The sequence below is a fragment of the Tessaracoccus aquimaris genome (assembly GCF_001997345.1).
In the GTDB taxonomy this organism is placed as follows: Bacteria; Actinomycetota; Actinomycetes; order Propionibacteriales; family Propionibacteriaceae; genus Arachnia; species Arachnia aquimaris.
On the sequence record NZ_CP019606.1, the window covers coordinates 3,738,709 to 3,762,104 of the forward strand.

Consider the following 23,396-nt stretch of genomic DNA (forward strand, 5'->3'; position numbering starts at 1 on the left):
AGCTTTGAGAAATGACCGAATTCAGAGGCATCGTGCCCCCCGTCGTCACGCCCATGCGACCGGACGGGTCGCTCGACCTTGAGGGCCTTGACCGCGTCGTCGACCACCTGATCGACGGCGGGATGCACGGCCTGTTCATCCTGGGATCGTGCGGACAGGTCGCCTACCTGACCGACGCCGAGCGCGACGCCGTCGTCACCCGCGTCGTGGAGCGGGTCGCCGGGCGGGTCCCCGTCCAGGTCGGCACCCCCGACTTCACCGCCCGCCGGATGTCGACCAGCGCCCGCCGCGCCCAGGACCTCGGGGCGGACGCAGTCGTGGTCTCGGCCCCCGTCTACGCGCTGAATGACGAGGCCGAGATCGCGCGACACCTGCGCATCGTCGCCGAGTCGGTCGACATCCCAGTGTTCGCCTACGACGTCCCCGTCCGGGTGCACACCAAGCTCGGCAGGGACCTGCTGATCAACCTGGGCCGCGAGGGGGTGCTGCGCGGCGTCAAGGACTCCTCGGGCGACGACGTGGCGTTCCGCCGACTGGTGGCCGCCAACGCCCAGGCAGGGCACCCCTTGCAGTTGCTGACCGGCCATGAGGTGATGGTCGACGGGATGCTGCTGCTCGGCGCCGACGGTGCAGTGCCTGGCCTCGCCAACGTCGACCCGGTCGGCTACCGCAGGCTGTGGGACGCCGCGCAGGCAGGCGACTGGGCCGCCGCCAGGGCCGAGCAGGACCGCCTCGCGGAACTTTTCGAGATCGTCTTCGTGCCCGCGGGCCGCTCCGGCGACGCGGGCGGGATCGGCGCATTCAAGGCGGCCATGGCGAGCCTCGGCATCATCGATTCCGCGGCGATGCCTTCCCCGCTCGAGGGGCTGACCGGAGCCGACGTCGAGCAGATCGACGCGATCCTCGAAGGGGTGGGACTCAAGGGATGACCTCAGCCATCGGCGTCGACCTCGGCGGCACCAAGACGGCCGCGGCCCTCGTCTCGGACGACGGGACCATCGAGGCCCGGCTGACCGCGCCCACGCCGTCGGCCGTCGGCCCCGAGGCGGTGCTCGACACCGTGGCGACGCTGGTGCGCGGGCTGTGGCGGGGCGACGTCGCGGGCGTCGGCATCGGCACGGCCGGGGTGGTCGACGCCACGCGCGGGTCGATCATCTCGGCGACCGACACCTTCGCGGGCTGGGTCGGCACCGACCTGGTCGCGGGCCTACGGGCCCGACTGCCGGAGCACGGAGCCTTCCCCGTCGAGGTCCGCAACGACGTCGACGCGCACGCGCTCGGCGAGTTCTGGCTCGGCGCGGGCCGCGGCCGCGACTCCATGCTGATGGTCGCCGTCGGCACCGGGGTCGGCGGCGCCGTCATCGTCGACTCCCGGCTCCGCACCGGCGCCCACCACGTCGCGGGCGAGATCGGCCACATGCCCGTCCCCGGCGCGGAGGGGTTGCGCTGCGCCTGCGGCAGGCCTGGGCACCTCGAGGCCGTCGCGGCGGGCCCCGCCATCGAGCGGGCCTACGAACGCCTCGCGGGGGAGCGGGCCTCCGGACGCGAGATCGTGGCGCTGGCCGAGGCGGGCGACCCGCCTGCCCTGACCGTCGTCCGCGCCTCGGCGACGGCGCTGGCGCGGGCGATCTGCGGCCTCGCGACCGTCCTCGACCCCGGCTGCGTCGTGGTCGGCGGCGGCGTCGCCCTTGCGGGGGACGTGTGGTGGGGGCCGCTCCTGGAGACCTGCCGCGCCGAACTGATCGATGCCCTCGCCCACCTCGACATCCTTCCCGCGGCGCTCGGCCAGGACGCGGCCGTCCTCGGCGCAGCGCGCACCATCTTCGACACCCGAGAGGCAGCACATGAGTGAACTGTTGGAAGCGGTCAAGGGACGCCTGATCGTCTCCTGCCAGGCGTACCCGGGAGAGCCCATGCTCGACCCCCGAACCATGGCCCAGGTCGCCCAGGCGGCCGTCCAGGGCGGCGCGGCGGCCATCCGCGCGAAGGGCCTGGCGGACCTGGAGGCGATCAACGCCGCCGTCGACGTGCCCGTCATCGGGCTGGTCAAGGTCGGCGCCTCGGAGGTCTACATCACCCCGACCCTCGAGGACGCCATGGAGGTGGCCGCCACCGGATGCCAGATCGTGGCCCTTGACGGCACCCGCCGCGAGCGGCCCGACTCTCGCACGCTCGCCGAGACCATCGCGGGCCTCAAGGCCGCGTATCCGGCGGTGCTGGTGATGGCCGACTGCGGCTCGGTCGGCGACGCGGAGGCCGCCGTGGCTGCAGGCGCCGACATCCTCGGCACCACGCTCGCCGGGTACTCCGGTGAGCGGCCCAAGACGGAGGGGCCCGACTGGGAGGTCGTCGATCAGTTGGTCGCGCTCGCGTCGCTACCCGTGTTCGTGGAGGGGCGCGTGCACGCCCCCGAGCAGGCGGCCGAGGCGATCCGGCGCGGCGCATGGGCCGTGGTCGTCGGCACCGCGATCACGCACCCGAGCACCATCACGGGATGGTTCGCCACGGCGGTCGAGTCGGCCTCCTGACGCGGCCTCAGCCGAGCAGCGGCCCGAGCAGGTGCTTGGCCAGTTCCTCGCTCGGCTTCGGCTGCCCGGCGTGCTGGCGCTCGAACGCGGTCGTCGCGTCGGTGCCACACAGCGCGATGATCCGGTCGGCGCCGCCCGGGTGTTGGTCGATCCATGAGGTGAGGTCGTAGACGTTGCCCTCGATCGCGGCCCAGCAGTCGGCCGGCGTGGCGTGCTCGGCGACCTGGGCCAGCGAGTAGCCGGCCTGCGACGCCGAAGCCGACGCCGAAGCTGACGGTGAACCCGATCCGGTCGGCGACGCTGACGGCGACCCCGCCCCCGACGTCGGCGCGGGCGATGACGCCGACGACGTGGGGGTGGCCGAGCCGCCCCAGACGGCGGTCGCGCCCGAATGCCCGGTCAGGACGGTCAGCACGACCACGGCGACCGACAGCGCCGCCACGACGACGCCAGCCAGGTTCTGGGCGCCCGTGGCGACCTCCGCACGCCGCGTCCACAGCAGCCAGCCTCCGCCGAGCGCCAGGTAGACGAGCGAGACGATCATCAGGGTCGTGCCCCAGTTCTCGTGCGTCGCCGGGATGCCGACGCGCGCCGCGAGGGCGTCACCCGAGAGTTTCGCGAGGACGGCGCCGCCCGCGCCGAGCACCAGCACGCCCAGAGCGGCAATGCCATAGCGGGGACGCCAGGAGGGCCGCACCACGAGGCCGAGGATCAGCACAGCGGCCAAGGGGAGCAGCACCACGGGTAGGTGCACAAGCAGCGGGTGCAGGGGCAGCCCGAAGGCCGAATCAAACATGGACACATTCTAGGTGAACATTCAAGCAATGACGCCGATGTCGACGACGCGCCCGACTGCGGCAAGATTGTCCCCATGACCTCCGACTTTGCACCAAGCGGCCTCATCGTCTGTCTCCCCGAGGCCGAGGTGGATGACTACGTGGGCGTCGTCGAGACCTTGATCCAGGAGGGGTTCCACAGCTTCGCCCTCCCGGCGTCCGTGGCGGGCCTCGGCGAGGTCTTCGGCATCTTCCAGGCCCGCGCGACCTTCGGCGCCTGCCGCCTCTCGACGCTCGAGCAGGCCGTCGCGGTCGCGGAGGCGGGGGCACGGTTCGCCCTCGTCGACGTGCCCGAGGGCGCGACCATCGACGCGCTCGTCGAGCGGGGCGTTGCCTGCTACGCAGCCGCCATGACGCCGACCGAGGTGCGCGCCGTGCTCGCCACGAGGGCGACCGGGGCGCTGTTGTTCCCCGCAGACGTCGTGGGGCACGCACTGGGGCAGCGGCTCAAGGAGGTCGGCCTCGCTGACCGGGTCATCCCGCTCGGCGGGATCGGGGCCTACGCTGCGGGCGAATGGATGGGCGCAGGGGCGCCTGCTGCCTGCATCGAGGCGACGCTGCTCGGGGACGCCTTCTCGGGGGATCGCTGAACCAGTTGCGCGACCGCGCCGGTTCGTTCATCGCGGTGCAGAAGAAGTTCGAGTCGGCCGGGTAGCCGAAGGGTTCCCGCGGCTCAGTCGGCGGGCAGCCCGCGGCGGGGGGCCACCGGTTGCGGCTCGACGTCCTCGTCGAAGTCGGGGTTGTCCACGACCTCGCCGAGATCGGGGTCGTCCGTGGCCGTCTCGGACGGCCGGAACGCGGCGTGGGCGACCGGCGCCACCACGGCCGTCGCGGCGGCATCCGGCGCCAGGGGAGGGGCGAGGGGCGCCGTCTGCTCGACGGCCGACTCCGTGTGGGCAGGCGCAGTCTGGATCGGCGCCGTGTGGATCGGAGCGGTGTGGATGAGGGTCGACTCGGCGGGATCGACGGGGGGCTGCTCCGCCGCGTCATCGGCCGCCATCTCGGAGGCGTCCAGGAACTGCGTCGGCACCTCGTCGTCCGCGAAGGGGGAGTACGCGCCGTCGAGTTCGTCGTTCAGGAAGTCGATGGCGCCCTCGCTCGAGCGGCGGCGGCGCCGACCGAAGCCAGCGCGGGCGACCATCACGATCAGCGCGACCACGGCCAGCGCTGCGATCCCGAGCAGCGACACCACGAACCACGTCATCGGCGAGGCCTCGGGCTCCTCGGTCGCCGGAGTGTTCGACCCCTGGGTGGTCTGCGGGGCCGGGGCGCTCTGCGGGGAGGGGGAGGTCGGTTGGGGGCTGGTGGGTGCGGCGTTCTCGTTGCCTGCTCCCTCCGAGCCCTCCTCGGCGGGCGGTTGGTCCGCCTCCACGTCGATGTGGGTGATGGGCAGCGCGAGGCTGTGTGAGGCAGCGGGGAACGAACCGGAGGCGGCGAAGCTCAGCGTCAGTTTCAGGTCGCCCTCTGCCTGGTCCTCCGGCACGAGGTACATCGTCTGGAAGCCGCCGTCGTCGCCGGTGACGGTGAACGAGTCCGCCACGTCGCCGGAGGCGTCCGACACGGAGATGCCTGCGCCGGAGACGGGGGCGCCGTTGGCCTTCAGCGCGCCGCTGATGGCGATCATCTCGCCGTTGGTGGCCGCCTCGGGGACGCTTCCCGTCAGCGCCATCTCCACAGGCGGGGGAGCCGGTTCCTGGGGCGCTGGCTGCTCTGGCTGCGTCGGCTGCTCGGGGTTGGGTTGCGTCGAGCCCTGGGCGTCGAAGTTGACGGCCCCCTGGGTCCCTGAGACCCCGCCCTTGCCGTCGTACCGCACGGTCGCGGTGTGCTGGCCGCCCGACAGGTTCAGCTCGGCCTCGACGGCGAACTGGCCGTTACCGCGGGTCTGGTCTCGCCCGATCTCGACGCCGTCGACGTAGGCGACCACGTCCTGCCTCTTGAGTGGCTGATCACCCGCGGAGAGTGTTCCGTAGACCGTCACCTTCGAGCCCGAGACGGCGACATTGACCTCCACGCGAGCGTCGTCGGCCGCTGCCGGGCTTGCGAGCAGGCCGAGCAGGGCTGCGGTGAGCGCCAGGAGAAGGAGGCGCAGCGGGCGACTGTGCATGGTAGGAGCAATTGGCCTTTCGTTACTGATGGCAGAGATTAACCCCTTGGCAAGCCAATTGCGAAGGGGGTGGCACTTAGCGTGTTCCCAGTGTTTGGCAATCACGCTTTGGTCACGTACCCTGAGAACACCTTAGATTTTCTCAGGGAGGCATTCAATGGCTGGAGCGCGACGCGCAGCTCAGGGCGACGAGAACGCGGAGGCGTCCGTCGCCGAGTTGGGCACCGTCACATCCGCCCGCCGCGGGGTCGGTTCCCGTCCAGGCATCACGCGCGGCAGGGCCGTGCGGTTCGCCATGGCACCCCTGGCCATCCTCTCGGTCGTCGGCCTCGCCGCCGGCCTGATGTTCGTCCCGCCGACCACGGCAGACGAGACCGATCCCGGTTCCGCGGCCACCGCGCCGCTCGGCGTCTCCCGTGACCTCGCCCGCCCCGCCCTGACGCCGACGCAGTCGCCCACCCCAACGCCCACGCCGACGGTGACGCCGTCGAGCGTCCCGAGCGCGACCGTCACCCCGAGCCCCACGGCGTCCGCGAGCCCGACCGCGTCAGCGACCCCCACGCCCACCGCCTCGCCGACCGCGAAGGCCGCGCCCGCCAAGTCACCCTCGCCGAGCGTCGACTACACCTCCCTCGGCGACTCGGCAGGCTCCCGTTACGCCACCGACAGCGTCAACGTCCGCACCGGCCCCGGCAAGGACTTCGACTCGCGCACCACGCTCTCGGAGGGCGACAAGGTCACCATCACCGAGCGTGAGGTCGACGGATGGCGCCAGGTCGTCGTCTCAAAGAAGTCGGGCTGGGTCAAGGAGAGCTTCCTCACCTCGAAGCAGCCCGCGCCGACCCCCACGGCGACCAAGTCCTCGTCCTCCTCGGACGGCGGATCAGACTCCGGCTCCGACGGCGGCGTCTCCTCCGGCGCCTCGTGCCCCAAGGCAGGCAGCCTCGAGTCGCACCTGACCTCGCGCACCGCCAAGGTGCTGCGCGCCGTGTGCGCCAAGTTCGACGGCGTCAGCAGCTACGGCGGCTACCGCCCCGGTGCGGGCTCCTACCACGGCTCCGGCCGCGCCATCGACATCATGGTCTCCGGCGACTACGGCTGGCAGATCGCCAAGTGGGCCCGTGCCAACGCGTCCGAGCTTGGCGTCATCGAGGTCATCTACCAGCAGAAGATCTGGACGACGCAGCGCTCCGGCGATGGCTGGCGGTCGATGTCGGATCGCGGCAGCGCGACCGCCAACCACTACGACCACGTGCACCTCAGCGTCGGCTGATCCGCGGCCCCCTCGGCCTCACCCTTGAGGGATCACCTTTCGGATGCCGAGGCTGCATGGGCGCGCCGCCGCTTCGAGCCCTAGTCTTGGGGCATGAAGACACCGGTTGATCCCACGACCACCGAAGCGTGGTCGGACCTGCAGACCCTCAAGAATGCGCTCGTCCCCGACCTGCGCGGCTGGTTCGAGGCCGACCCGCACAGGGCAGAGGAACTGACCTTCGACGTCGCGGACCTGCACGTCGACCTGTCGAAGAACCTCATCAACGAGGACATCATCGCCGCGCTGCTCCGACTCGCGGACCAGGTCGGGCTCGCTGAGCGCCGCGAGGCGATGTTCTCCGGCGAGCGGATCAACGTCACCGAGAACCGCTCGGTGCTGCACACCGCGCTGCGCCTCCCCGCAGACGCGACCCTCGTGGTCGACGGCCAGGACGTGGTCGCCGACGTGCACGCCGTGCAGGACAAGATGTTCGCCTTCGCGGACAAGGTCCGCTCCGGCGAGTGGAAGGGCGTCACAGGAAAGCCGATCTCCACCGTCGTTAACATCGGCATCGGCGGCTCCGACCTCGGCCCAGTGATGGTCTACGAGGCGCTGATCCCCTACAAGCAGGACGGTCTCACCTGCCGCTTCGTCTCCAACATCGACCCGAGCGACGTGACGGAGAAGGTCGCCGACCTCGACCCGACCACCACGCTGTTCATCGTCGCGTCCAAGACCTTCACGACGCTCGAGACGCTCACCAACGCCCGGATGGCCCGCGAGTGGCTGCTCGCCAAGCTCGTCGAGACCGGGGCGATCGAGGACACCGACGAGGCCCGCAAGGACGCCATCGCGAAGCACTTCGTCGCCGTCTCCACCGCGCTCGACAAGGTCGCCGACTTCGGCATCGACCCCGTCAACGCCTTCGGCTTCTGGGACTGGGTCGGCGGCCGCTACTCGGTCGACTCGGCGGTCGGGCTGCCCGTCGCCATCGCCATCGGCCCTGACGGCTTCCGTGACTTCCTCGCCGGCTTCCACGCCGTCGACACGCACTTCCGCACGCAGGACCCCGAGAGCAACGTCCCGCTGCTGATGGGCCTGCTCAACATCTGGTACGTGAACTTCTTCCACGCGCACAGCCATGCGGTGCTGCCCTACGCGCAGTACCTGCACCGTTTCCCGGCCTACCTGCAGCAACTCACCATGGAGTCCAACGGCAAGTCGGTGCGATGGGACGGCAGCCCCGTCACCACCGACACCGGCGAGATCTTCTGGGGCGAGCCTGGCACCAACGGCCAGCACGCCTTCTACCAGTTGATCCACCAGGGCACCCGCCTGATCCCGGCCGACTTCATCGCCGTCGCGAACCCGGCGCACCCCGTCAAGGACGGCGACACCGACGTCCACGGGCTGTTCCTTGCGAACTTCTTCGCCCAGACCGCCGCGCTCGCGTTCGGCAAGACCATCGAGGAGGTCCGCGCCGAGGGCACCGACGAGGCCATCGTCACGGCCCGCGTCTTCCCGGGCAACCGGCCCACCACGTCGATCATGGCGCAGGCGCTCACGCCGTCGGTGGTCGGCCAGCTCATCGCGCTCTACGAGCACATCACCTTCGTGCAGGGCATCGTCTGGGGCATCGACTCGTTCGACCAGTGGGGTGTCGAGCTCGGCAAGAAGCTTGCGCTCGAGATCGCACCAGCCGTGTTCGGCGACGCGGAGGCGCTCGCCAAGCAGGATCCTTCGACCCAGTCGCTCGTGAGCTGGTACCTCGAGACGCGTGGCTGACCGGCGGAAGCGCCGCCTTCCGCGCTGGCTGCGGATCACCGGGATCGTCGCGCTTATCGGCGTGGTCCCGGTGATCGCGTCGGCGATCCACCTCGCGGTGCTGTCGGCCGGTCGCACCCATCAGGTCGACGACGTGCCCGAACGGCCCGTCGGGATGGTGCTCGGCGCCAAGGCTGACCCGGGCCGCCCGTCTGCCTTCCTCGCCGCGCGGCTGAACCTCGCCGTCGACCTGTTCGAGCGCGGGAAGATCCGTGCGATCCTCGTGACCGGCGACGGGCTGCCCCGCTCCAACGACGAGCCGGGCGTGATGCGCGACTACCTGGAGGCCCGCGGCATCCCCGCGGACAGGATCGTCGAGGACCCTGCGGGGTTCGACACCTACGACTCGTGCGTGCGGGCGCGCGACGTGTTCGGCGTCACGGAGATGACGATCCTGACGCAGGACTACCACGTCGGCCGGGCGATCGCGATCTGCGAGGCGGTCGGCATCGACGCGGTCGGCGTCGGGGACACGACCATGCGGACCCGCTTCCCGCAGTACTGGGTGAAGGGCGTCAGCCGCGAATGGGCGGCGAACCTGAAGGCCGAGTGGGACATCCTCACACGCCGCCAACCGCAGCAGGACCCGTTCGACCCGAGCCTTCTGGAGGCCGCTGGCCTCCGCTGACAACCCGCGACCTGGCTACCATGCAGGTCAGCGCGGTTGAGGAGGCGGCATGGAACCAGACGGCGCCCCGACGGAGGGCCACATCTCGGTGCGCGGCGCCACCGAGCACAACCTGCGCGACCTTGACCTCGACATCCCGCGCGACACCGTCGTGGCATTCACCGGCATCTCGGGCTCCGGCAAGTCGTCGCTCGCGTTCGGCACGATCTATGCGCAGTCGCGGCAGCGCTACCTGGAGTCGGTCTCGCCCTACGCACGCAGGCTGATCGACCAAGGCTCGACGCCGCGGGTCCGCCAGATCGGCGGGCTGCCCCCAGCGGTCGCGCTCCGGCAGCAGCACGGGGCCGGGTCGGCGCGATCCACCGTCGGCACCGTCAGCCGCGTCTCCAACGTGCTGCGGATGCTCTACTCGCGGGCGGGCGACTATCCCCCGGCTTCCGCCCAGCCGACCTTGCCGGCAGTTTCCCGCGCGACGCGGCCCCGCTGGACTCCGACAGCTTCTCGCCCAACACCGCCGTCGGCGCCTGTCGCACCTGCTCGGGCCTCGGCAGGCTGCTGCAGGTCGACGTCGACCTCCTGGTCGGCGACCCGGACCTCAGCATCCGCGACGGCGCCATCGCCGCCTGGCCCGGTGCGTTCGGCGGCCAGAACTACCGAAGGATCCTGGCGATCCTCGGCGTCGACATCGACGCCCCGATCCGCTCTCTCCCCGCAGAGACCAGGAACTGGGTGCTGCTGACCGACGAGCAGCCGACGGTCGACGTCGAGGAGTTTCACTACAAGGGCACCTACCTGAGCCCGAAGCGGTGGGTCGAGCACACCTTCCACGACTCGCAGTCGGCCCGGATGCGCGCCAAGGCGGGCGAGTTCATGACGGAGCGGCTCTGCCCGTCGTGCCACGGAAAGCGCCTCAACCCGGAGGCCCTCGCCGTGACGATCGCGGGCCGCGACATCGCCTACGCCACCGCCCTTCCCATGACGGGGCTGCGCGACTTCCTGACCGCCGCGCTGACGCACCCGGACGTCGTCACCCTGCCCGCAGAGCGGCTCCAGGCGGCGCACGCGCTGATCGAGGTGCTGACCGACCTGCTCCGCACGCTGATCGACCTGGGGCTCGGCTACCTCGCCACCGCCCGCCCGACCTCCAGCCTGTCGGGCGGCGAACTGCAGCGACTTCACCTGGCGACGCAACTGCGCAGCGGCCTGTTCGGCGTGCTGTACGTGCTGGACGAGCCGTCTGCCGGGCTGCACCCCTCCGACGCGGAGGTGCTGCTCGGGGCTCTGCACCGGCTCCGGGACGAGGGCAACAGCGTCTTCGTCGTCGAGCACAACCCGCTGGTGATCGGCGCGGCCGACTGGATCGTCGACCTCGGCCCCGGCGCGGGGCGCTACGGCGGCGAGATCGTCTACAACGGGCGCTCCGAGGGGTTGCTGGGGTGGGCGCCTCGGCGACCGCGCGCTACCTGGGCGACCATCCTCCGCCCGCGCCCGGGCCCGAACTTCCCCGCGAGCCGAGCGGGTGGGTGAGCGTCGACGGCATCGTCGGGCACAACATGGCGGGCGTCGACGCGCGGGTCCCGCTCGGCTGCCTCACGGCGATCACCGGCGTCTCCGGGGCCGGGAAGTCGACGCTGCTCCAGGCCCTCGGCGACGCCGTCCGCGACCGGCTGCACCAGGAGGACGCCGACGAGGGAGACGAGCCCGCCGAGTCGGTGCCGGTGTGGGACCTGGAAGCGGGCAGCGTGAGCTACGCGGCCGCGTCCGGGCTGGGGGCGGTCGACCGGTTGGTCGTGGTCGACCAGTCGCCGATCGGACGGACGTCGCGCTCCAACCTGGCCACCTACACGGGCCTGTTCGCCGTCGTCCGGCGCCTGTTCGCCGCTCAGCCGCTCGCGAGGGAGCGCGGCTACACGGCGGGCCGGTTCTCGTTCAACCAGCCGCAGGGACGCTGTCCGCACTGCCTGGGCGACGGCGAGGTGAGCATCGAACTCCTGTTCATGCCGACCGAGACCGTCGCGTGCCCCGTGTGCGGGGGAGCGCGCTACAACCCGGAGACCCTGGAGGTGCGCTACGGCGGCCGCAGCGTCGCCGACCTGCTGGCGATGAGCGTCGACGAGGCGCTCGAGTTCCTCAGCGACCTGCCGACGGCGGCCAGGATCCTCGACCTGCTGTCGGGGATCGGGCTGGGCTACCTGTCGCTCGGCCAGAGCGCGACGACGCTGTCGGGAGGCGAGGCGCAGCGGATCAAACTGGTGCGCGAACTGCACCGCGCCCCGGTCGGCCACAGCCTGTACCTGCTCGACGAGCCAACCAACGGCCTGCACCCCGCCGACATCGACCTGCTGGTGGGCCGCCTGCAGGGTCTGGTCGACGCGGACAACTCCGTCGTGATGGCCGACCACGACCTGCGCACCATCGCGGTCGCGGACTGGGTGATCGACGTCGGGCCTGGTGCGGGCGACGAGGGCGGCCGGATCGTCGCGGTCGGCCGCCCCGACGAGGTCGCCGCCGATCCCGCCAGCCTCACCGGTCGACACCTGCGCGGCGCGATGAGGCGTTGAGGTCGGATCGCCCCCCGTCGGATGACGAAGGCCCCGCCCGGCGAACCGGACGGGGCCCTCGAACGGGGAGGATCAGCCCTTCTCCGCGCCCTCCGAGGTCGACATGATGCGCCGCTGGAAGATGAAGAACAGCACGGCGACCGGGATGGTCATCAGCACGGCGGCCGCCAGTTTCAGCGGGAACTGGTTGCCCGAGCCCAACTGGCCCGACACCAGCGCGCCGACGCCGGTGGTCAGGGTGTGCAGTTCGGGGCTCTGCCTCGAGATGATGAAGTGCGCGAACTCGTTCCACGACCCCTGGAACGACAGGATCGTGAGCGTGATGAGCGCGGGGGTCGCCATCGGAAGCGTCACCGACCAGAACCGGCGGAACACGCCAGCACCGTCCAGGCGGGCCGCCTCCTCGATCGACACGGGGATAGAGTCGAAGAACTGCTTCATGATGAAGATGCCCGCCGCGTCGACGAGCAGCGGAAGGATCATGCCGAAGTAGGTGTCGAACATGCCCAACTGCTTGATCACCAGGAAGCGCGGCACCATCAGCACGACCGAGGGGACCGCCATCACGGCGATGAACAGGCTGAACACGACCGAGCGACCCGCGAACTGCAGGCGCGAGAGCGCGTAGCCGGCCAGGGAGTCGAAGAACACCCGCGCCACCGTCACGACCACCGCGATGAACACCGAGTTCATGGCCCACAGCGGCAGGTCGGTGTCGAAGAACAGCCGCTCGTAGGCCGCCGCCGTGAACGGCGAGGGGATCAACGACATCGGGTCGTTGGTGGCCTGCGAGTCGGTCTTGAACGAGCCGATCACCGCGATCAGGAACGGATAGATGTAGACGAGCGCGAGCGCCACGAGCACGGCGTACGTCGCGATCAGGCCTGCCGTCACCTTCTGTCTCATGAGGTCGCCCCCTTTGCCTTCTTCTTCGCCTTGCGGTCGCGCCCGTAGCCTGACGGGTCGCGGTCGGCGAGCACGAAGCGCTGAAGCAGCGTCATGACGATGATGATCAGGAACAGCACGAACGCGATGGCCGCCGCGACTCCGGGGCGGTTGCTGCTGAACGCCTGGTCGTAGGCCAGGTACGCGGGGCTGGTCAGCGTCGCCGCCGCCGGGGTGCCGCGCGTCAGGTACACCTGGTCGAAGACCTGCCAGGTGCCGATCAGGCCGAGCGTCAGCACGGTGAACAGGGTCGGCTTGAGCATCGGGAGCGTGACGTGCCAGAACGTCTTCCACCCGGTGGCGCCGTCCATGACGGCGGCCTCGCCGACCTCGGAGCCGATGTTCTGCAGGCCCGCGAGGAACAGCAGCATGAACGTCCCGGACGTGGTGAAGACCGCCATGATGATCAGGACGCACTGGGCGACCGAGGGTCCGCCGAGCCAGTCCCAGGTCGAGACGCCCAGGAAGCCGGGCTTCTCCCAGCCGGCCGGGGCGGAGCTGAGCCCGAACCAGCCGAGGATCTTGTGCAGCACGCCCGACGGATCGGCGAACCAGTTCGGGCCGTGGATCGAGAACCAGCCGAGGACGGCGTTGACGACGCCGCTCGCCTGGAACAGGAACATGAACACGCCCGTGATGGCGATCGACGAGGTGACGGAGGGGAAGTAGAAGGCCGTGCGGAAGAAGCTCTTGGCCTTCAGCATGCGGCGGTTGACCTGGATCGCGAGGAACAGCGCGAGCGCCGTCTGCAGCGGCACCACCAGCAGCACGTAGTACACGTTGTTGCGGATGGAGCGACCGAACAATTGTTGGATCAGGCCGTCTTCGGTGGTGATCTTGGCGTAGTTCTCCATCCCCACGAAGTCGACGCGCGGGTTGTTGATGGGCGAGAACCGGCCGTTCCAGTTGGTGAACGACACCCAGAGGGCCAACAGGATCGGCGCGACCAGGAACACGCCGACGATGACAATCGCAGGCGAGACGAAGAGCCAGCCTGCGCCGGTCTCTCCCTTGTTGAGGCCCCCGCGACGCCTGCGCGTCGCGGGAGCCGTCGTCGTGCTGGACACTAGCCCTGGGCCGCCTGGTAGGCGGAGTCGAGCTGGGTCTGGACGGTGTCGAGGATCGACTTCGCGTCACCGGTGGCGAGCGTCGTGATCGAGTTGTTGAACTCGCCGATCACGTCGGAGGCGCCCTTGAAGGCGACCGGAGAGATCGCGTACTCGGCGCCCGCCACGAAGGCCGCGTTCTCCGGGAACTTCTCCGCGTAGGTCTTGGCCGCAGACTGGGTCGACGGGATGACGCCGAACGCATCGGAGAAGGCGAGCTGCTGCTCGTCGGAGGTCAGGAACTCGACGAGCTCCTGCGCGGTGGGGGCCGTGTCCTTGCCCTGCGGGATGCCCCAGCAGTTCGAGAAGGAGAAGGTGCCCTTGCCGGAGGGGCCGGCGGGCAGCTCGACGACCTTGTACTTGACGTCGGGGAAGTCGTTCTTCAGCGCACCGGCGATCCAGGGACCCTCGATGACCATCGCGGCCTTCGCGTTGCCGAAGGCCTCGCCGCCCCAGCCAGCGCCCAGGTCGGCCGGCCACTTGAGCGAGCCGTCCTTGAGCATCGACTGCACGAACTCAAGCGCCTTGACGTTGGCGTCGGAGTTGGCCGCGACCTTGCCGTCGGCCATCAGGCCGCCGCCTGCCTGCGTCATGAAGGTGCCGACGCGGGCGTACTCGGCGCCCATCGACAGGCCGGCAGCGCCGTCGGCGCTCAGCTTGGTCGCGACGGTGTGGAGCTGCTCCCAGGTGGTGGGGATGTCGGCGTCGGTCAGGCCGGCCTTTGCCCACAGGTCGGTGTTGATGACCAGGCCGAGCGTCGAGAAGTCCTTCGGCGCGCAGACGAACTCGTCGTTGAAGGTGAAGGTCTCCTTCAGCGCCGGGTAGAACGCGTCGGCGTTGGACAGGTTCTTGGCGTAGGCCTCGAGGTAGTCGTCGCTTGCGTAGGTCTGGAACTGGTCCCAGCTCATGTAGAAGATGTCGGGCTCGGACCCACCGGCGAAGCCCTGCGCGAGCTCCTGGTTCAGGTCGGAGGCCGCGACCACCTTGACGGCGACCTTGGAGGTCTCGGTCCACTTGTCGACGGCGGCCTGCACGGCCTTGGTCTCGGAGTCGCCCGAGGAGCCGATCAGCATCGTCATGGACTCGGGCTTGGGGGCGTCGGAGCCGGCGGGGTCGAGCCCCCGGTGGCCTGCCCGCCGCCGCCGTTACAGGCGGCGAGGCTGAGGGCGACCAGGCTGGCGAAGGCCAGGGTCGCGATCTTCCGCAACTTCATGAGAGGTTTCCTTTCTTGGGGCCTGGCCCCGTTGGCGCGGTGGGGAAGCCCCAGCGCGGGTCGTGCCTGATGACCAGGCGAGGTGTGACGAGCGCGGTGACCGGCTCGTGCGTTGTGGTGAGCGCCCGGAGGAGCTCGTGCGCGATGCGGCCGAGGTCCTGGTCGACGCTTGAGAAGCCGAGCGAGGCGGCCAGGGGAGTGTTGTCGAATCCGACGATCGGGATCGCCAGTCCTGCGGTGCGGACGGCGGCGACCATGCCGACCGCGAGCGAGTCCGAGACGCAGACGACCGCGTCGGCGCCGGCCGCGACGACCGCGGGCCCTGCGTCGATCGCCTCGGAGATCTGCTCCTCGGAGGTGAACGTCCACGACTCTAGGTCGGCGTCGGAGAGCCCGAGCCGCTCCTTGAGGGTGGTCTCCCAGCCGGCGCGGCGGTCATCGCCGGTGGCTGAGCCCCGAGGCCAGCCGAGGAAGGCGATCCGGCGGTAGCCGAGGTCCAGGAGCGCGCCGGTTGCCTGCGCGACGCCCGCGCGGCCGTCGACGTCGACCCACGAGTGGGTCGCGTCCCTGTCGTCCCACGGGCGCCCGAAGGACACGAAGCTGGCGTCCTGCTCGGTCAGGGCGGGGATGCGTGCGTCGTCGGGGTGGGTGTCGGTGAGCACGAACTCGTCGACGAGGCCCTGTGCCCTCAGCCGGGAGATGGTCTCGACCTCCTGGGCGTCGCTGGTGGCGGTGAACAGGAGGACGTGCTTGCTGTCCTCGGCGGCCTGGGCGCTCAGTTCGTGCAGCAGTCGGTCCGTGAGGACGGCGGCCACGTTGTCGTCGACCGGGCGGATCCGCAGCCCGATGCTTCCGGTGCGCTGCTGGCGCAGCATCCGGGCGCGGAGGTTGGGGGTGTAGCCGAGGGTCGCGATGGAGGCCTCGACCCGCCTGAGCGTCGACGACTTGACGATCGACGGGTTGCTGATGGCGTTGCTGACCGTCTGAGGAGACACTCCGGCGTGCGCCGCGACCTGCGCAAGTGTCACTGCCATGGGTTCTCCTTTCGTTGACGGCCCCATTGCCTTAGATCGATCCAAAAACTCTCTCCTGGACAGCTTTGCTCAGAAAACTGGGTCTTGGATCGATCTAAGTTGCACGCTAGCGTATCCCACACGAGTTTGTGAACCCCTGTGATGGAATCGAGATCATGCGCGTAGAGAAGCCCGGACGGCAGCCCTTCCTCAACCAACGCACGGTGGTGGTGTGCGCCCCGACCCAGGTGTGGTCGGGAAACGATGGTGACTTCGGATCGGAGCCCATCGACGGCATCTACCAGGCCGACTGGCGGCTCATCTCCGGCGGCACGCTCCGGGTCGGGGGCGAACCCCTCGAGGTCGCGGGCTGCGCGGCGGGCGACAGCACGTGGAGCGTGACCGGCCTGGCGCGCGGGATCGACGACGACACCCCCGACCCGCGCGTGCTCGTGGAGCGCCGTCGGGTCGTCTCCGGGGGCGCGTCGAGGAGACGGTGCGGATCGTCAACGGATTGGACGTGGCGGTCGAGGCGCCTGTCGAACTGGCCCTCGAGGTCGAGTTCGTGGAACTGCAGACGATCAAGGCCGGTCAGCCCGTCCCCGTAGCCGTCCGGTTCGCCGAGGAGGCGGGCGCCGTGACGGCGACAGACGGCCTCCGCACGGTGCGGATCGCGGCGACCGGGGCCGCGCTGCGACTCGACGGCCGACGCGTCGTCGCGGAGGCGGCCTTCGAGATCGACCCGCACGCCTCCGCCGAACTCTCCGTCGCGATCGACCTGCGCGACCCGGAGGCGGTCGTGACGACGGGCGTCGCCGCGATCTCCGACCTGGCGCCGTCGGCCGACGCCTCGCTCGACCGGTGGGCGAGGCAGGCGATCGCCGACTGCCGGGCCCTGCTGCTCGATGCGGGCGAGGGGGCGTTCACCGCCGCGGGCGCCCCGTGGTTCTTCACGCTGTTTGGCCGCGACTCGCTGATCACCGCCCGCTTCCTCCTCCCGCTGTCGCTGGACCTCGCGCACACCACGCTGTTGACGCTCGCGGCGCGACAGGGCACCGAGATCGACCCGGAGACCGCCGAGCAGCCGGGCAAGATCCTGCACGAACTCCGTGCGGGCCAACTCGAGATGCCCGGCGAGCAGATCTCGCTGCCGCCGATCTACTACGGCACGATCGACGCGACCGGGCTGTGGATCATCCTGCTCCACGATGCCTGGCGCGCCGGCCTCTCCGACGACGCCGTCCGCGGCCTGCTCCCGGCGCTCGACGCCGCGCTCGGCTGGCTGCGAGACCACGGCTGCCCCGATGAGTCGGGCTTCCTGAAGTACATCGACGGCACCGGGCACGGCCTCGCGAACCAGGGCTGGAAGGACTCCGGCGACTCGGTGCGCTTCCACGACGGCAGCGTCGCGGTCGGCCCGATCGCGCTGTCCGAGGTGCAGGCGCAGGCCTGCCTCGCGGCCGAGAACGGCGCGGACCTCCTGGAGGCGTTCGGCGGGGACCCCGAGCCGTGGCGTGAGTGGGCCGAGGGCATGCGTCGACGCTTCCGGGCCGCGTTCTGGGTCGAGCGCGACGGCGTCTCGTTCCCGGCGATCGCGCTCGACGGTGAGGGTCGCCCGGTCGACTCAAAGACCTCCAACATCGGCCAACTGATCGGCACCACGCTGCTGAGCGCGGAGGAGGAGCGCGCCATGGCCGACCTCCTCGTCGGCCCGCGGTTCGCTTCGGGCTTCGGGCTGCGCACGATGGCAGACGACGAGGCCGGCTACTGGCCGCTGTCGTACCACTGCGGCAGCGTGTGGGTGCACGACACCGCCGTCGCGATCGAGGGGATGCTCAGGGCGGGCCTGACGGACCACGCCCGCGACCTGGCGCGCCAGTTGGTGCGCACCGCCGACGCCTACGACTCCCGCGTCCCCGAACTCTTCGGTGGCCAGGGGCTCGACGAGGTCTCGCGTCCGGTCGCCTACCCGGCGTCGTGCCGCCCGCAGGCCTGGGCTGCCGCCTCGGTCGTCCCCGTCCACCGGGCGCTGGTCGGCTGAGGCGTTGAGCAGCATTCGGTGTTCGTTGAGACCAGATGCTGGTGTTAGCGCTCGCAACCGCAACGAGTCACCGAAACTGCTCAACGCCTGACGCGTCAACGCCGGGCGGTCGGCGGGTCACCAGGTGGGGACGCCGCGGCCCATGCCGAAGTAGTTCCACCCTGCGTCGTTCCACCGCTGCGGGTCGAGCACGTTGCGGCCGTCGATCACGTTCGGCGCGGCGACCAGCGGAAGCACCGCAGCGGGGTCGAGTTCGACGAACTCCCGCCAGGGCGTCAGGACCATAACGGCGTGCGCTCCCTCCAGCGCCTCCTCCAGCGTGTCCGGCACGTTGAGGTCAGGACGGCGGTCGCGCAGTTTGTCGGCCGCCGCCGGGTCGACGATGGCCAACTCGGCGCCCGCCGCCCAGAGCTTTCCGGCGATGTCGAGGGCGGGGGAGTCGCGCATGTCGTCGGTGTCGGGCTTGAAGGTGATCCCGAGCACCGCGATCTTCTTGCCCTCGAGGCCGCCGACGGCCTCCTCGGCGAGGTGGACGGCGTGGTCGCGCCTTCGCAGGTTGATCGTGTCGACCTCGCGCAGGAAGGTCAGCGCCTGATCGACCCCCAACTCGCCGGCGCGGGCCATGAACGCCCGGATGTCCTTGGGGAGGCAACCGCCGCCGAACCCGATGCCCGCCTGCAGGAACTTCCGGCCGATCCGGTCGTCGTGGCCGATCGCCTCGGCGAGGCGCGTCACGTCGCCGCCCGTCACGTCGCACAGTTCGGCCATCGCGTTGATGAAGGAGATCTTGGTCGCCAGGAACGAGTTGGCCGCGACCTTCACCAGTTCCGCCGTCGGGTAGTTCGCGACCACCAGGGGCGTGTCCTCGGCGAGGGGCACCGCGTAGCACTCGTCGAGGATCGACTTGGCGAGTTCGCCGTCTGCCCGGTCGTCAGGCAGCCCGTAGACGATCCGGTCCGGGTGCAGCGTGTCCTGGATCGCGAAGCCCTCGCGCAGGAACTCGGGGTTCCAGGCGAGAAGCAGCCGCTTCCCGGAGGAGGCGAGGCGCTGCGCGATGGCCTCGGCGGTCCCGACGGGGACGGTCGACTTGCCCGCGACGAGGGCCGGGCGGGCGCCGTCGGCGGGGTCGGCGTGCTCGATGATCGTGGTGACGGCCTGGTCGACGTAGCTCATGTCGGCGCCGAGCCTGCCGCTCATCTGCGGGGTGCCGACCGCCACGAAGTGGATCTCCGCGTCGCGGATCTCGGCGGGGTCGGCGCTGAACCGCAGGCGGCCCGATTCCACGCCGCGCCGCAACAGGTCGTCGAAGCCGGGCTCGTGGAACGGCGCGACGCCGACCGCCAGTTTGGCGACCTTCGCCTCGTCGACGTCCAGCCCGATGACGTCGTGGCCGAGTTGGGCCATGCTCGCGGCGTGCACCGCTCCGAGGTACCCGCATCCGATGACGGAAATTCGCATGGTGCCAAGGTTAGCCAGCAGTGGAAGGCACTACGTGGCGGACGGGCCGAAGCGTTCATTGCGCCCCCGACGTGTACAACCGGGACCGGGCAGGCCATGATGGGGTATCACCGATATGGAGGTCACCGTGGATCACAACCCCACCGCCGTCGACGCAATTGTGAACGGTCACACCGCCCTGGGGATCGAGTTCGGCTCGACCAGGATCAAGGCAGTGCTGATCGGCCCCGACCATCAGCCGCTGGCCACCGGGGGCCACGAGTGGCGGGCGAAGTTCGTCGACGACGTCTGGACCTATGACCTGGCCGACGTCTGGTCCGGCCTCCAAGCCGCTTACGCCGACCTCGCCGCCGACGTCGAGCGACGCCACGGCGTGCGCCTCGAGACGGTCGGGGCGATGGGCATCTCCGCGCTGATGCACGGCTATCTCGCCTTCGACGCAGACGGCGACCTCCTGGTCCCGTTCCGCACGTACCAGAACACGATGACCGGCGAGGCCGCGGCCGAGCTGACCCAGTTGTTCCAGCACAACATCCCGCAGCGGTGGAGCATTGCGCACCTGTACCAGGCGATCCTGGGCGGCGAGGCGCACGTCGCCGACGTCGACTACCTCGCGACCCTGGCCGCCTACGTCCACTGGCGCCTGACCGGTGAGCGCAAGCTCGGCATCGGCGACGCGAGCGGGATGTTCCCGATCGACGTGGCCACCGGCGACTACGACACCGGGATGGTCGCACAGTTCGACGACCTGGTCGCCGACCGCGGCTTCGGCTGGAAGCTCCTCGACATCCTTCCCGAGGTCGTCGGCGCTGGCACCGCTGCGGGCTCGCTGACTGACGAGGGTGCCAAGCTGCTCGACCCCTCCGGCACGCTCAAGCCGGGCATCCCCGTCGCGCCTGCTGAGGGTGACGCGGGCACCGGCATGGTCGCGACCAACTCGGTCGCCCGCCGCACCGCCAACGTCTCCGCCGGCACCTCGGTGTTCGCGATGGTCGTCCTCGAGGGCCCGCTCAAGGGGCTGCACGAGGAGATCGACCTCGTCACGACGCCCGCGGGCGACCTCGTCGCGATGGCCCACTGCATCAACGGCACCATGGACCTGAGCGCGTGGGTCGGCCTGTTCGGCGAGGTCGGCACGGCGCTCGGCGCCGAGTTCGACACCACGAAGCTGTTCGAGACGCTGTACCGCAGCGCGCTCGAGGCCGCCCCGACGGCGGCGGCATGCTCGCCTACAACTACCTCGCAGGCGAGCACGTCACCGGCCTCGAGGCCGGGCGGCCGCTGTTCGTGCGGACGCCGTCCAGCGACTTCACGCTCGCCAACTTCATGCGGACGCACCTGTTCGCGTCGCTCGCGTCGCTGCGTGTCGGCATGGATGTGCTGCTGCGCGATGAGGGCGTCGAGCTGGACTCGATGTTCGCCCACGGCGGCCTCTTCAAGACGAAGGGGGTCGCGCAGGGCTTCCTCGCCGCCGCCATGGACACCCCGGTGTCGGTCGGCGAGGTCGCGGGCGAGGGAGGGGCTTGGGGCATGGCGCTGCTCGCGGCCTTCCTCGACGCGGGAGACGCGTCGCTGACCGACTGGCTGCAGGGCGAGGTCTTCGCGGACGCCGAGATCGAGACGGCCGAGCCGAACCCGGCAGACGTCGAGGGCTTCAACACGTACATGGAGCGCTACCGCGCCGGGCTCGCGATCGAGCGCGCCGCCGTCGAGGCCATCTGAGTCGGGTCGGCCGGCCGGGTGAAGTCGCCCGGCCGGGTGCTGCTCGTGCCGCGCACCCAGACCCGTGCCGCGGGGCGGTTCGCTGGCACCTTCGCGTTGAGCAGTTTCCGGTGCTCGTCGCCGGTTGGATCGTGCAAACGCGGCACTTCCGGCAACGAACGTCGAATGCTGCTCAACGCCAGACCAGCACCGCGCCCTCACCCGACGGGGTGGATCCGGCGTGGGGAGGCGAGACGATGCGGCCCGGGCAGGGGCCGCGGGATAGACTTGCGGCGTCATTCAGGGTTAGCGCGCGGCGGGAGGCTGGGACGTCGCGCACGAGTCGCCGTACCGGCGACCCCGTGAAGGACCCCGGACATGACGTCTCCCAACGCCTCCATTTCGCACGCCACCCCGCCGCCGTCGGCTGAACCCACCGGGTTCGCCCGGCTTATCTCGCTGGTCGGCTGGCCCTACGTCGTCATCTCAGCGCTGGCGCGGTTGCCGCAGTCGATGCTGACGATCGGGGCGCTCACCTACGTCGCGGCGGGTGCCGCCGACTTCACCACCCCCGGCGCGGTCGCCGCCATCGCGGGGGTCGGCGTCGGCCTCGGCGCGCCCATCATGGGCGGCGCGTCCGACCGGTGGGGGCAGCGCCCGGTGCTGCTCGCCTCGACCGTCGCCTACGTCGCCGCGCTCGCGGGCCTGCTGTGGGCCGGGTCGCCGCGCGGCGGAGGCCCCGTCACCCTCGACGCGCCGCTGATCGGGTTCGCGCTGCTGGCGGGCATGGTCGTCCCGCAGGTCGGGCCGATGACGCGCGTGCGGTGGATCCGCCGCCTCACCGGCCCGCACGACCGGGCGACCATCGACCTCGCGCTCGGCTACGAGTCGACGATCGACGAGATGGGTTACGTCTTCGGCCCCGCGCTCGTCGGCATCGTCGCCGCCGCCGCGGGCGCCCCGCTGCCGTTGGTGATCGCCGCCGTCCTCGCGATGATCGCCGTCCCCGCCTTCGCCTTCGACCGCAGTTCCCGGTCGGGTGTGCCGGTCAGGCACGAGGCGTCCGGCGCGGGCGTCGGGGCGGCGCGGATGTCGCCCGGGTTCATGGCCATCGGGGTCGCTGGGATGCTCGCGATCGGCGCCGTGTTCGGCTCGCTTGCCACGACCATGACGGTGTTCGCCGACGAGACCGGACACCCCGGCACGGGTGGGCTGCTCTACGGCGCGATGGGCATCACCTCCGGCCTCGGGGCGCTGAGCGTCTCGCGCTGGCCCGCCCGCTGGGGCGCGGCCTTCCGGTGGTTGCTGTGCGCGGCGGTAGCCGTCCCGGTCAGCGCCCTGCTCGTGCTGCCGACCAGCCTGTGGCAGATGGTGATCGGGATGCTCGCGATCGGCGCGCCCATCGGCCCCATCATGGTCACGGTCTTCGCGGCCGCGGGCCAGCGCACCCCGATCGCGCGGCTTGGCCTCGCGATGACGCTGCTGTCGGCGTCCGTGACGCTCGGCACCTCCGTCGGCAACCTGCTGGGCGGCGCCGTCGCAGACGTTTCCGGGCACCGCGCCGCCCTGAGCGTGACCGCGGTCGCCTCGGTCGCCGTCCTGCTCGTCGGCCTGGTCTTCGCGGCCTACGTGCGGCGCGAGCGTCGCGCCTGAGCTTGAGCATGTTTGGTGTCTCGTTGCGCGACACGCCGACGACGCCCGGCGTGTCGCGAAACGAACAACCAAACATGCTCAAGGCCAAGCCAAGCCCCGCTAGGTTCGGGGCATGAAGTCCATCGTTGCGGTGGCGCTGTGGGTGGCGGTCGGGGCGCTCGGCTGCCTCACCGTGCTCACGATGCTGACGATCGGCTGGATGGTCGCGATCCTGACCGTCGTCGTGCTCGTGGCTGCGATCCTCCTGACCCGCGGCAGGGGCGTCGGTGGCCTCCTGCTCGGCATCGCCCTTCCGCTCGCCTGGGTCGGCTGGTTGAACAGGCAAGGCCCGGGAGAGGTCTGCACGTCGAACAGCACGGGCACCGAATGCATCGAGATGTTCAGCCCGTGGCCGTTCTTCGCGGTGGCCGCCATCCTCGCTGCGCTCGGGATCGTGCTCGCCACCGTCACGGTCCGCCCGGCGTCCCGCAGGCCTCACCCGAGCCCTCAGGCGTGAGCCGCGATTGAGCCGATCTCGCCCCTGGTGAGAC

The 23,396-nt window shown here is 70.6% G+C and carries 23 protein-coding genes and 1 pseudogene; 15 read left to right on the forward strand and 9 right to left on the reverse strand.

The genetic code is table 11. The features are described from left to right. Window positions 1–11 precede the first annotated feature (11 nt). From BW730_RS16980 to BW730_RS16990, 3 genes are read left to right on the forward strand one after another with little or no spacing between them, the layout of a single operon-like run. Window positions 12–929: a dihydrodipicolinate synthase family protein gene (locus tag BW730_RS16980; protein WP_077687306.1), complete on the forward strand. Its 918-nt coding sequence runs from the start codon at window positions 12–14 to the stop codon at window positions 927–929. Then, entirely contained in the window at window positions 926–1,852 is a 927-nt protein-coding gene (locus BW730_RS16985) for an ROK family protein (protein WP_077687307.1), read from the forward strand. The genes BW730_RS16980 and BW730_RS16985 overlap by 4 nt, the downstream gene beginning before the upstream one ends. Beyond that, entirely contained in the window at window positions 1,845–2,528 is a 684-nt protein-coding gene (locus BW730_RS16990; RefSeq protein WP_077687308.1) for an N-acetylmannosamine-6-phosphate 2-epimerase, read from the forward strand. Before BW730_RS16985 ends, BW730_RS16990 begins: the two co-directional genes overlap by 8 nt. Before the next feature lie 7 nt (window positions 2,529–2,535). On the opposite strand, the gene BW730_RS16995 is transcribed toward BW730_RS16990, so the two are convergent. Beyond that, window positions 2,536–3,324 (reverse strand): cytochrome b5 domain-containing protein, encoded by a 789-nt coding sequence (locus BW730_RS16995; RefSeq protein ID WP_077687309.1) that lies wholly within the window; start codon window positions 3,322–3,324, stop codon window positions 2,536–2,538. Window positions 3,325–3,399: 75 nt separating this feature from the next. Here BW730_RS16995 and BW730_RS17000 point away from each other — a divergent pair, with 75 nt between their 5' ends. Then, window positions 3,400–3,954: a beta/alpha barrel domain-containing protein gene (locus tag BW730_RS17000; RefSeq protein ID WP_077687310.1), complete on the forward strand. Its 555-nt coding sequence runs from the start codon at window positions 3,400–3,402 to the stop codon at window positions 3,952–3,954. An 83-nt stretch (window positions 3,955–4,037) separates the two neighbouring features. Here the strand turns inward: BW730_RS17000 and BW730_RS17005 are convergent, their stop codons facing one another. Beyond that, on the reverse strand, window positions 4,038–5,468 hold the full coding sequence (locus BW730_RS17005) for a hypothetical protein (RefSeq protein WP_077687311.1): 1,431 nt from the start codon (window positions 5,466–5,468) through the stop codon (window positions 4,038–4,040). 157 nt (window positions 5,469–5,625) lie between these two features. Between BW730_RS17005 and BW730_RS17010 the strand changes: the two genes are divergently transcribed. The 5 genes from BW730_RS17010 to BW730_RS19615 all read left to right on the forward strand — a co-directional run bounded on the left by BW730_RS17010 (window position 5,626) and on the right by BW730_RS19615 (window position 11,736). Then, the gene (locus tag BW730_RS17010) at window positions 5,626–6,741 is read left to right on the forward strand and encodes an SH3 domain-containing protein (protein WP_077687312.1); all 1,116 of its coding nucleotides are present in this window, start codon (window positions 5,626–5,628) and stop codon (window positions 6,739–6,741) included. A gap of 93 nt (window positions 6,742–6,834) precedes the next feature. Next, window positions 6,835–8,508 (forward strand): glucose-6-phosphate isomerase, encoded by a 1,674-nt coding sequence (gene pgi / locus BW730_RS17015; protein ID WP_077687313.1) that lies wholly within the window; start codon window positions 6,835–6,837, stop codon window positions 8,506–8,508. After that, entirely contained in the window at window positions 8,501–9,175 is a 675-nt protein-coding gene (locus BW730_RS17020) for a SanA/YdcF family protein (RefSeq protein WP_226996875.1), read from the forward strand. Before pgi ends, BW730_RS17020 begins: the two co-directional genes overlap by 8 nt. Window positions 9,176–9,790: 615 nt before the next feature. After that, entirely contained in the window at window positions 9,791–10,702 is a 912-nt protein-coding gene (locus tag BW730_RS19610) for an excinuclease ABC subunit UvrA (RefSeq protein ID WP_237268060.1), read from the forward strand. Beyond that, on the forward strand, window positions 10,699–11,736 hold the full coding sequence (locus BW730_RS19615) for an excinuclease ABC subunit UvrA (protein WP_226996876.1): 1,038 nt from the start codon (window positions 10,699–10,701) through the stop codon (window positions 11,734–11,736). Before BW730_RS19610 ends, BW730_RS19615 begins: the two co-directional genes overlap by 4 nt. A 72-nt stretch (window positions 11,737–11,808) precedes the next feature. Here BW730_RS19615 and BW730_RS17030 read toward each other — a convergent pair whose 3' ends face one another. Genes BW730_RS17030 through BW730_RS17045 form a run of 5 tightly spaced genes read right to left on the reverse strand, consistent with a single transcriptional unit; the run spans window position 11,809 to window position 16,034 of the window. Further along, entirely contained in the window at window positions 11,809–12,642 is an 834-nt protein-coding gene (locus BW730_RS17030) for a carbohydrate ABC transporter permease (RefSeq protein WP_077687314.1), read from the reverse strand. After that, on the reverse strand, window positions 12,639–13,748 hold the full coding sequence (locus BW730_RS17035) for a carbohydrate ABC transporter permease (protein WP_077687315.1): 1,110 nt from the start codon (window positions 13,746–13,748) through the stop codon (window positions 12,639–12,641). The genes BW730_RS17030 and BW730_RS17035 overlap by 4 nt, the downstream gene beginning before the upstream one ends. Continuing rightward, window positions 13,748–14,866 carry a sugar ABC transporter substrate-binding protein gene (locus BW730_RS17040; protein ID WP_226996877.1) on the reverse strand — a complete coding sequence of 373 codons (1,119 nt, stop codon included), beginning with the start codon at window positions 14,864–14,866 and terminating at the stop codon, window positions 13,748–13,750. Before BW730_RS17040 ends, BW730_RS17035 begins: the two co-directional genes overlap by 1 nt. Then, window positions 14,863–15,000: a hypothetical protein gene (locus tag BW730_RS19620; RefSeq protein WP_226996878.1), complete on the reverse strand. Its 138-nt coding sequence runs from the start codon at window positions 14,998–15,000 to the stop codon at window positions 14,863–14,865. Before BW730_RS19620 ends, BW730_RS17040 begins: the two co-directional genes overlap by 4 nt. After that, window positions 14,997–16,034: a LacI family DNA-binding transcriptional regulator gene (locus BW730_RS17045; protein WP_158522718.1), complete on the reverse strand. Its 1,038-nt coding sequence runs from the start codon at window positions 16,032–16,034 to the stop codon at window positions 14,997–14,999. Before BW730_RS17045 ends, BW730_RS19620 begins: the two co-directional genes overlap by 4 nt. A 155-nt stretch (window positions 16,035–16,189) precedes the next feature. Here BW730_RS17045 and BW730_RS19625 point away from each other — a divergent pair, with 155 nt between their 5' ends. Beyond that, window positions 16,190–16,621 carry a glycogen debranching N-terminal domain-containing protein gene (locus BW730_RS19625; RefSeq protein ID WP_226996879.1) on the forward strand — a complete coding sequence of 144 codons (432 nt, stop codon included), beginning with the start codon at window positions 16,190–16,192 and terminating at the stop codon, window positions 16,619–16,621. Continuing rightward, the gene (locus BW730_RS17050) at window positions 16,534–18,054 is read left to right on the forward strand and encodes an amylo-alpha-1,6-glucosidase (RefSeq protein ID WP_226996880.1); all 1,521 of its coding nucleotides are present in this window, start codon (window positions 16,534–16,536) and stop codon (window positions 18,052–18,054) included. The genes BW730_RS19625 and BW730_RS17050 overlap by 88 nt, the downstream gene beginning before the upstream one ends. Window positions 18,055–18,171: 117 nt before the next feature. Here BW730_RS17050 and BW730_RS17055 read toward each other — a convergent pair whose 3' ends face one another. Both BW730_RS17055 and BW730_RS20535 read right to left on the reverse strand, forming a co-directional pair. Continuing rightward, window positions 18,172–19,512, reverse strand: coding sequence for a UDP-glucose dehydrogenase family protein (locus BW730_RS17055; RefSeq protein ID WP_077687318.1), 1,341 nt, complete (start codon window positions 19,510–19,512; stop codon window positions 18,172–18,174). Between the two features lie 55 nt (window positions 19,513–19,567). After that, entirely contained in the window at window positions 19,568–20,590 is a 1,023-nt protein-coding gene (locus BW730_RS20535) for a hypothetical protein (RefSeq protein ID WP_226996881.1), read from the reverse strand. Between the two features lie 143 nt (window positions 20,591–20,733). Between BW730_RS20535 and BW730_RS20540 the strand changes: the two are divergent. The 4 genes and pseudogenes from BW730_RS20540 to BW730_RS17070 all read left to right on the forward strand — a co-directional run. Continuing rightward, window positions 20,734–21,003, forward strand: a pseudogene (locus BW730_RS20540) (FGGY-family carbohydrate kinase); the annotation flags it as partial. Window positions 21,004–21,042: 39 nt separating this feature from the next. Further along, entirely contained in the window at window positions 21,043–21,234 is a 192-nt protein-coding gene (locus BW730_RS19850) for a hypothetical protein (protein WP_237267973.1), read from the forward strand. A gap of 357 nt (window positions 21,235–21,591) precedes the next feature. Then, complete coding sequence (locus tag BW730_RS17065) at window positions 21,592–22,866, forward strand: MFS transporter (RefSeq protein WP_077687319.1); 1,275 nt, start codon at window positions 21,592–21,594, stop codon at window positions 22,864–22,866. A gap of 112 nt (window positions 22,867–22,978) precedes the next feature. Beyond that, a complete protein-coding gene (locus BW730_RS17070) occupies window positions 22,979–23,362 on the forward strand; it encodes a hypothetical protein (protein WP_077687320.1) in 384 nt (127 codons plus the stop codon). Window positions 23,363–23,396: the final 34 nt, after the last annotated feature.

Excerpts from the sequence above, each read along its gene's own strand:
- BW730_RS16980 (WP_077687306.1), top strand. The coding sequence starts at position 12 with ATGACCGAATTCAGAGGCATCGTGCCCCCCGTCGTCACGCCCATGCGA.
- BW730_RS16985 (WP_077687307.1), top strand. The coding sequence starts at position 926 with ATGACCTCAGCCATCGGCGTCGACCTCGGCGGCACCAAGACGGCCGCG.
- BW730_RS16990 (WP_077687308.1), top strand. The coding sequence starts at position 1,845 with ATGAGTGAACTGTTGGAAGCGGTCAAGGGACGCCTGATCGTCTCCTGC.
- BW730_RS16995 (WP_077687309.1), bottom strand. The coding sequence starts at position 3,324 with ATGTTTGATTCGGCCTTCGGGCTGCCCCTGCACCCGCTGCTTGTGCAC.
- BW730_RS17000 (WP_077687310.1), top strand. The coding sequence starts at position 3,400 with ATGACCTCCGACTTTGCACCAAGCGGCCTCATCGTCTGTCTCCCCGAG.
- BW730_RS17005 (WP_077687311.1), bottom strand. The coding sequence starts at position 5,468 with ATGCACAGTCGCCCGCTGCGCCTCCTTCTCCTGGCGCTCACCGCAGCC.
- BW730_RS17010 (WP_077687312.1), top strand. The coding sequence starts at position 5,626 with ATGGCTGGAGCGCGACGCGCAGCTCAGGGCGACGAGAACGCGGAGGCG.
- pgi (WP_077687313.1), top strand. The coding sequence starts at position 6,835 with ATGAAGACACCGGTTGATCCCACGACCACCGAAGCGTGGTCGGACCTG.
- BW730_RS17030 (WP_077687314.1), bottom strand. The coding sequence starts at position 12,642 with ATGAGACAGAAGGTGACGGCAGGCCTGATCGCGACGTACGCCGTGCTC.
- BW730_RS17040 (WP_226996877.1), bottom strand. The coding sequence starts at position 14,866 with ATGACGATGCTGATCGGCTCCTCGGGCGACTCCGAGACCAAGGCCGTG.
- BW730_RS19620 (WP_226996878.1), bottom strand. The coding sequence starts at position 15,000 with ATGAAGTTGCGGAAGATCGCGACCCTGGCCTTCGCCAGCCTGGTCGCC.
- BW730_RS17045 (WP_158522718.1), bottom strand. The coding sequence starts at position 16,034 with ATGGCAGTGACACTTGCGCAGGTCGCGGCGCACGCCGGAGTGTCTCCT.
- BW730_RS19625 (WP_226996879.1), top strand. The coding sequence starts at position 16,190 with ATGCGCGTAGAGAAGCCCGGACGGCAGCCCTTCCTCAACCAACGCACG.
- BW730_RS17055 (WP_077687318.1), bottom strand. The coding sequence starts at position 19,512 with ATGCGAATTTCCGTCATCGGATGCGGGTACCTCGGAGCGGTGCACGCC.
- BW730_RS19850 (WP_237267973.1), top strand. The coding sequence starts at position 21,043 with ATGGCGCTGCTCGCGGCCTTCCTCGACGCGGGAGACGCGTCGCTGACC.
- BW730_RS17065 (WP_077687319.1), top strand. The coding sequence starts at position 21,592 with ATGACGTCTCCCAACGCCTCCATTTCGCACGCCACCCCGCCGCCGTCG.
- BW730_RS17070 (WP_077687320.1), top strand. The coding sequence starts at position 22,979 with ATGAAGTCCATCGTTGCGGTGGCGCTGTGGGTGGCGGTCGGGGCGCTC.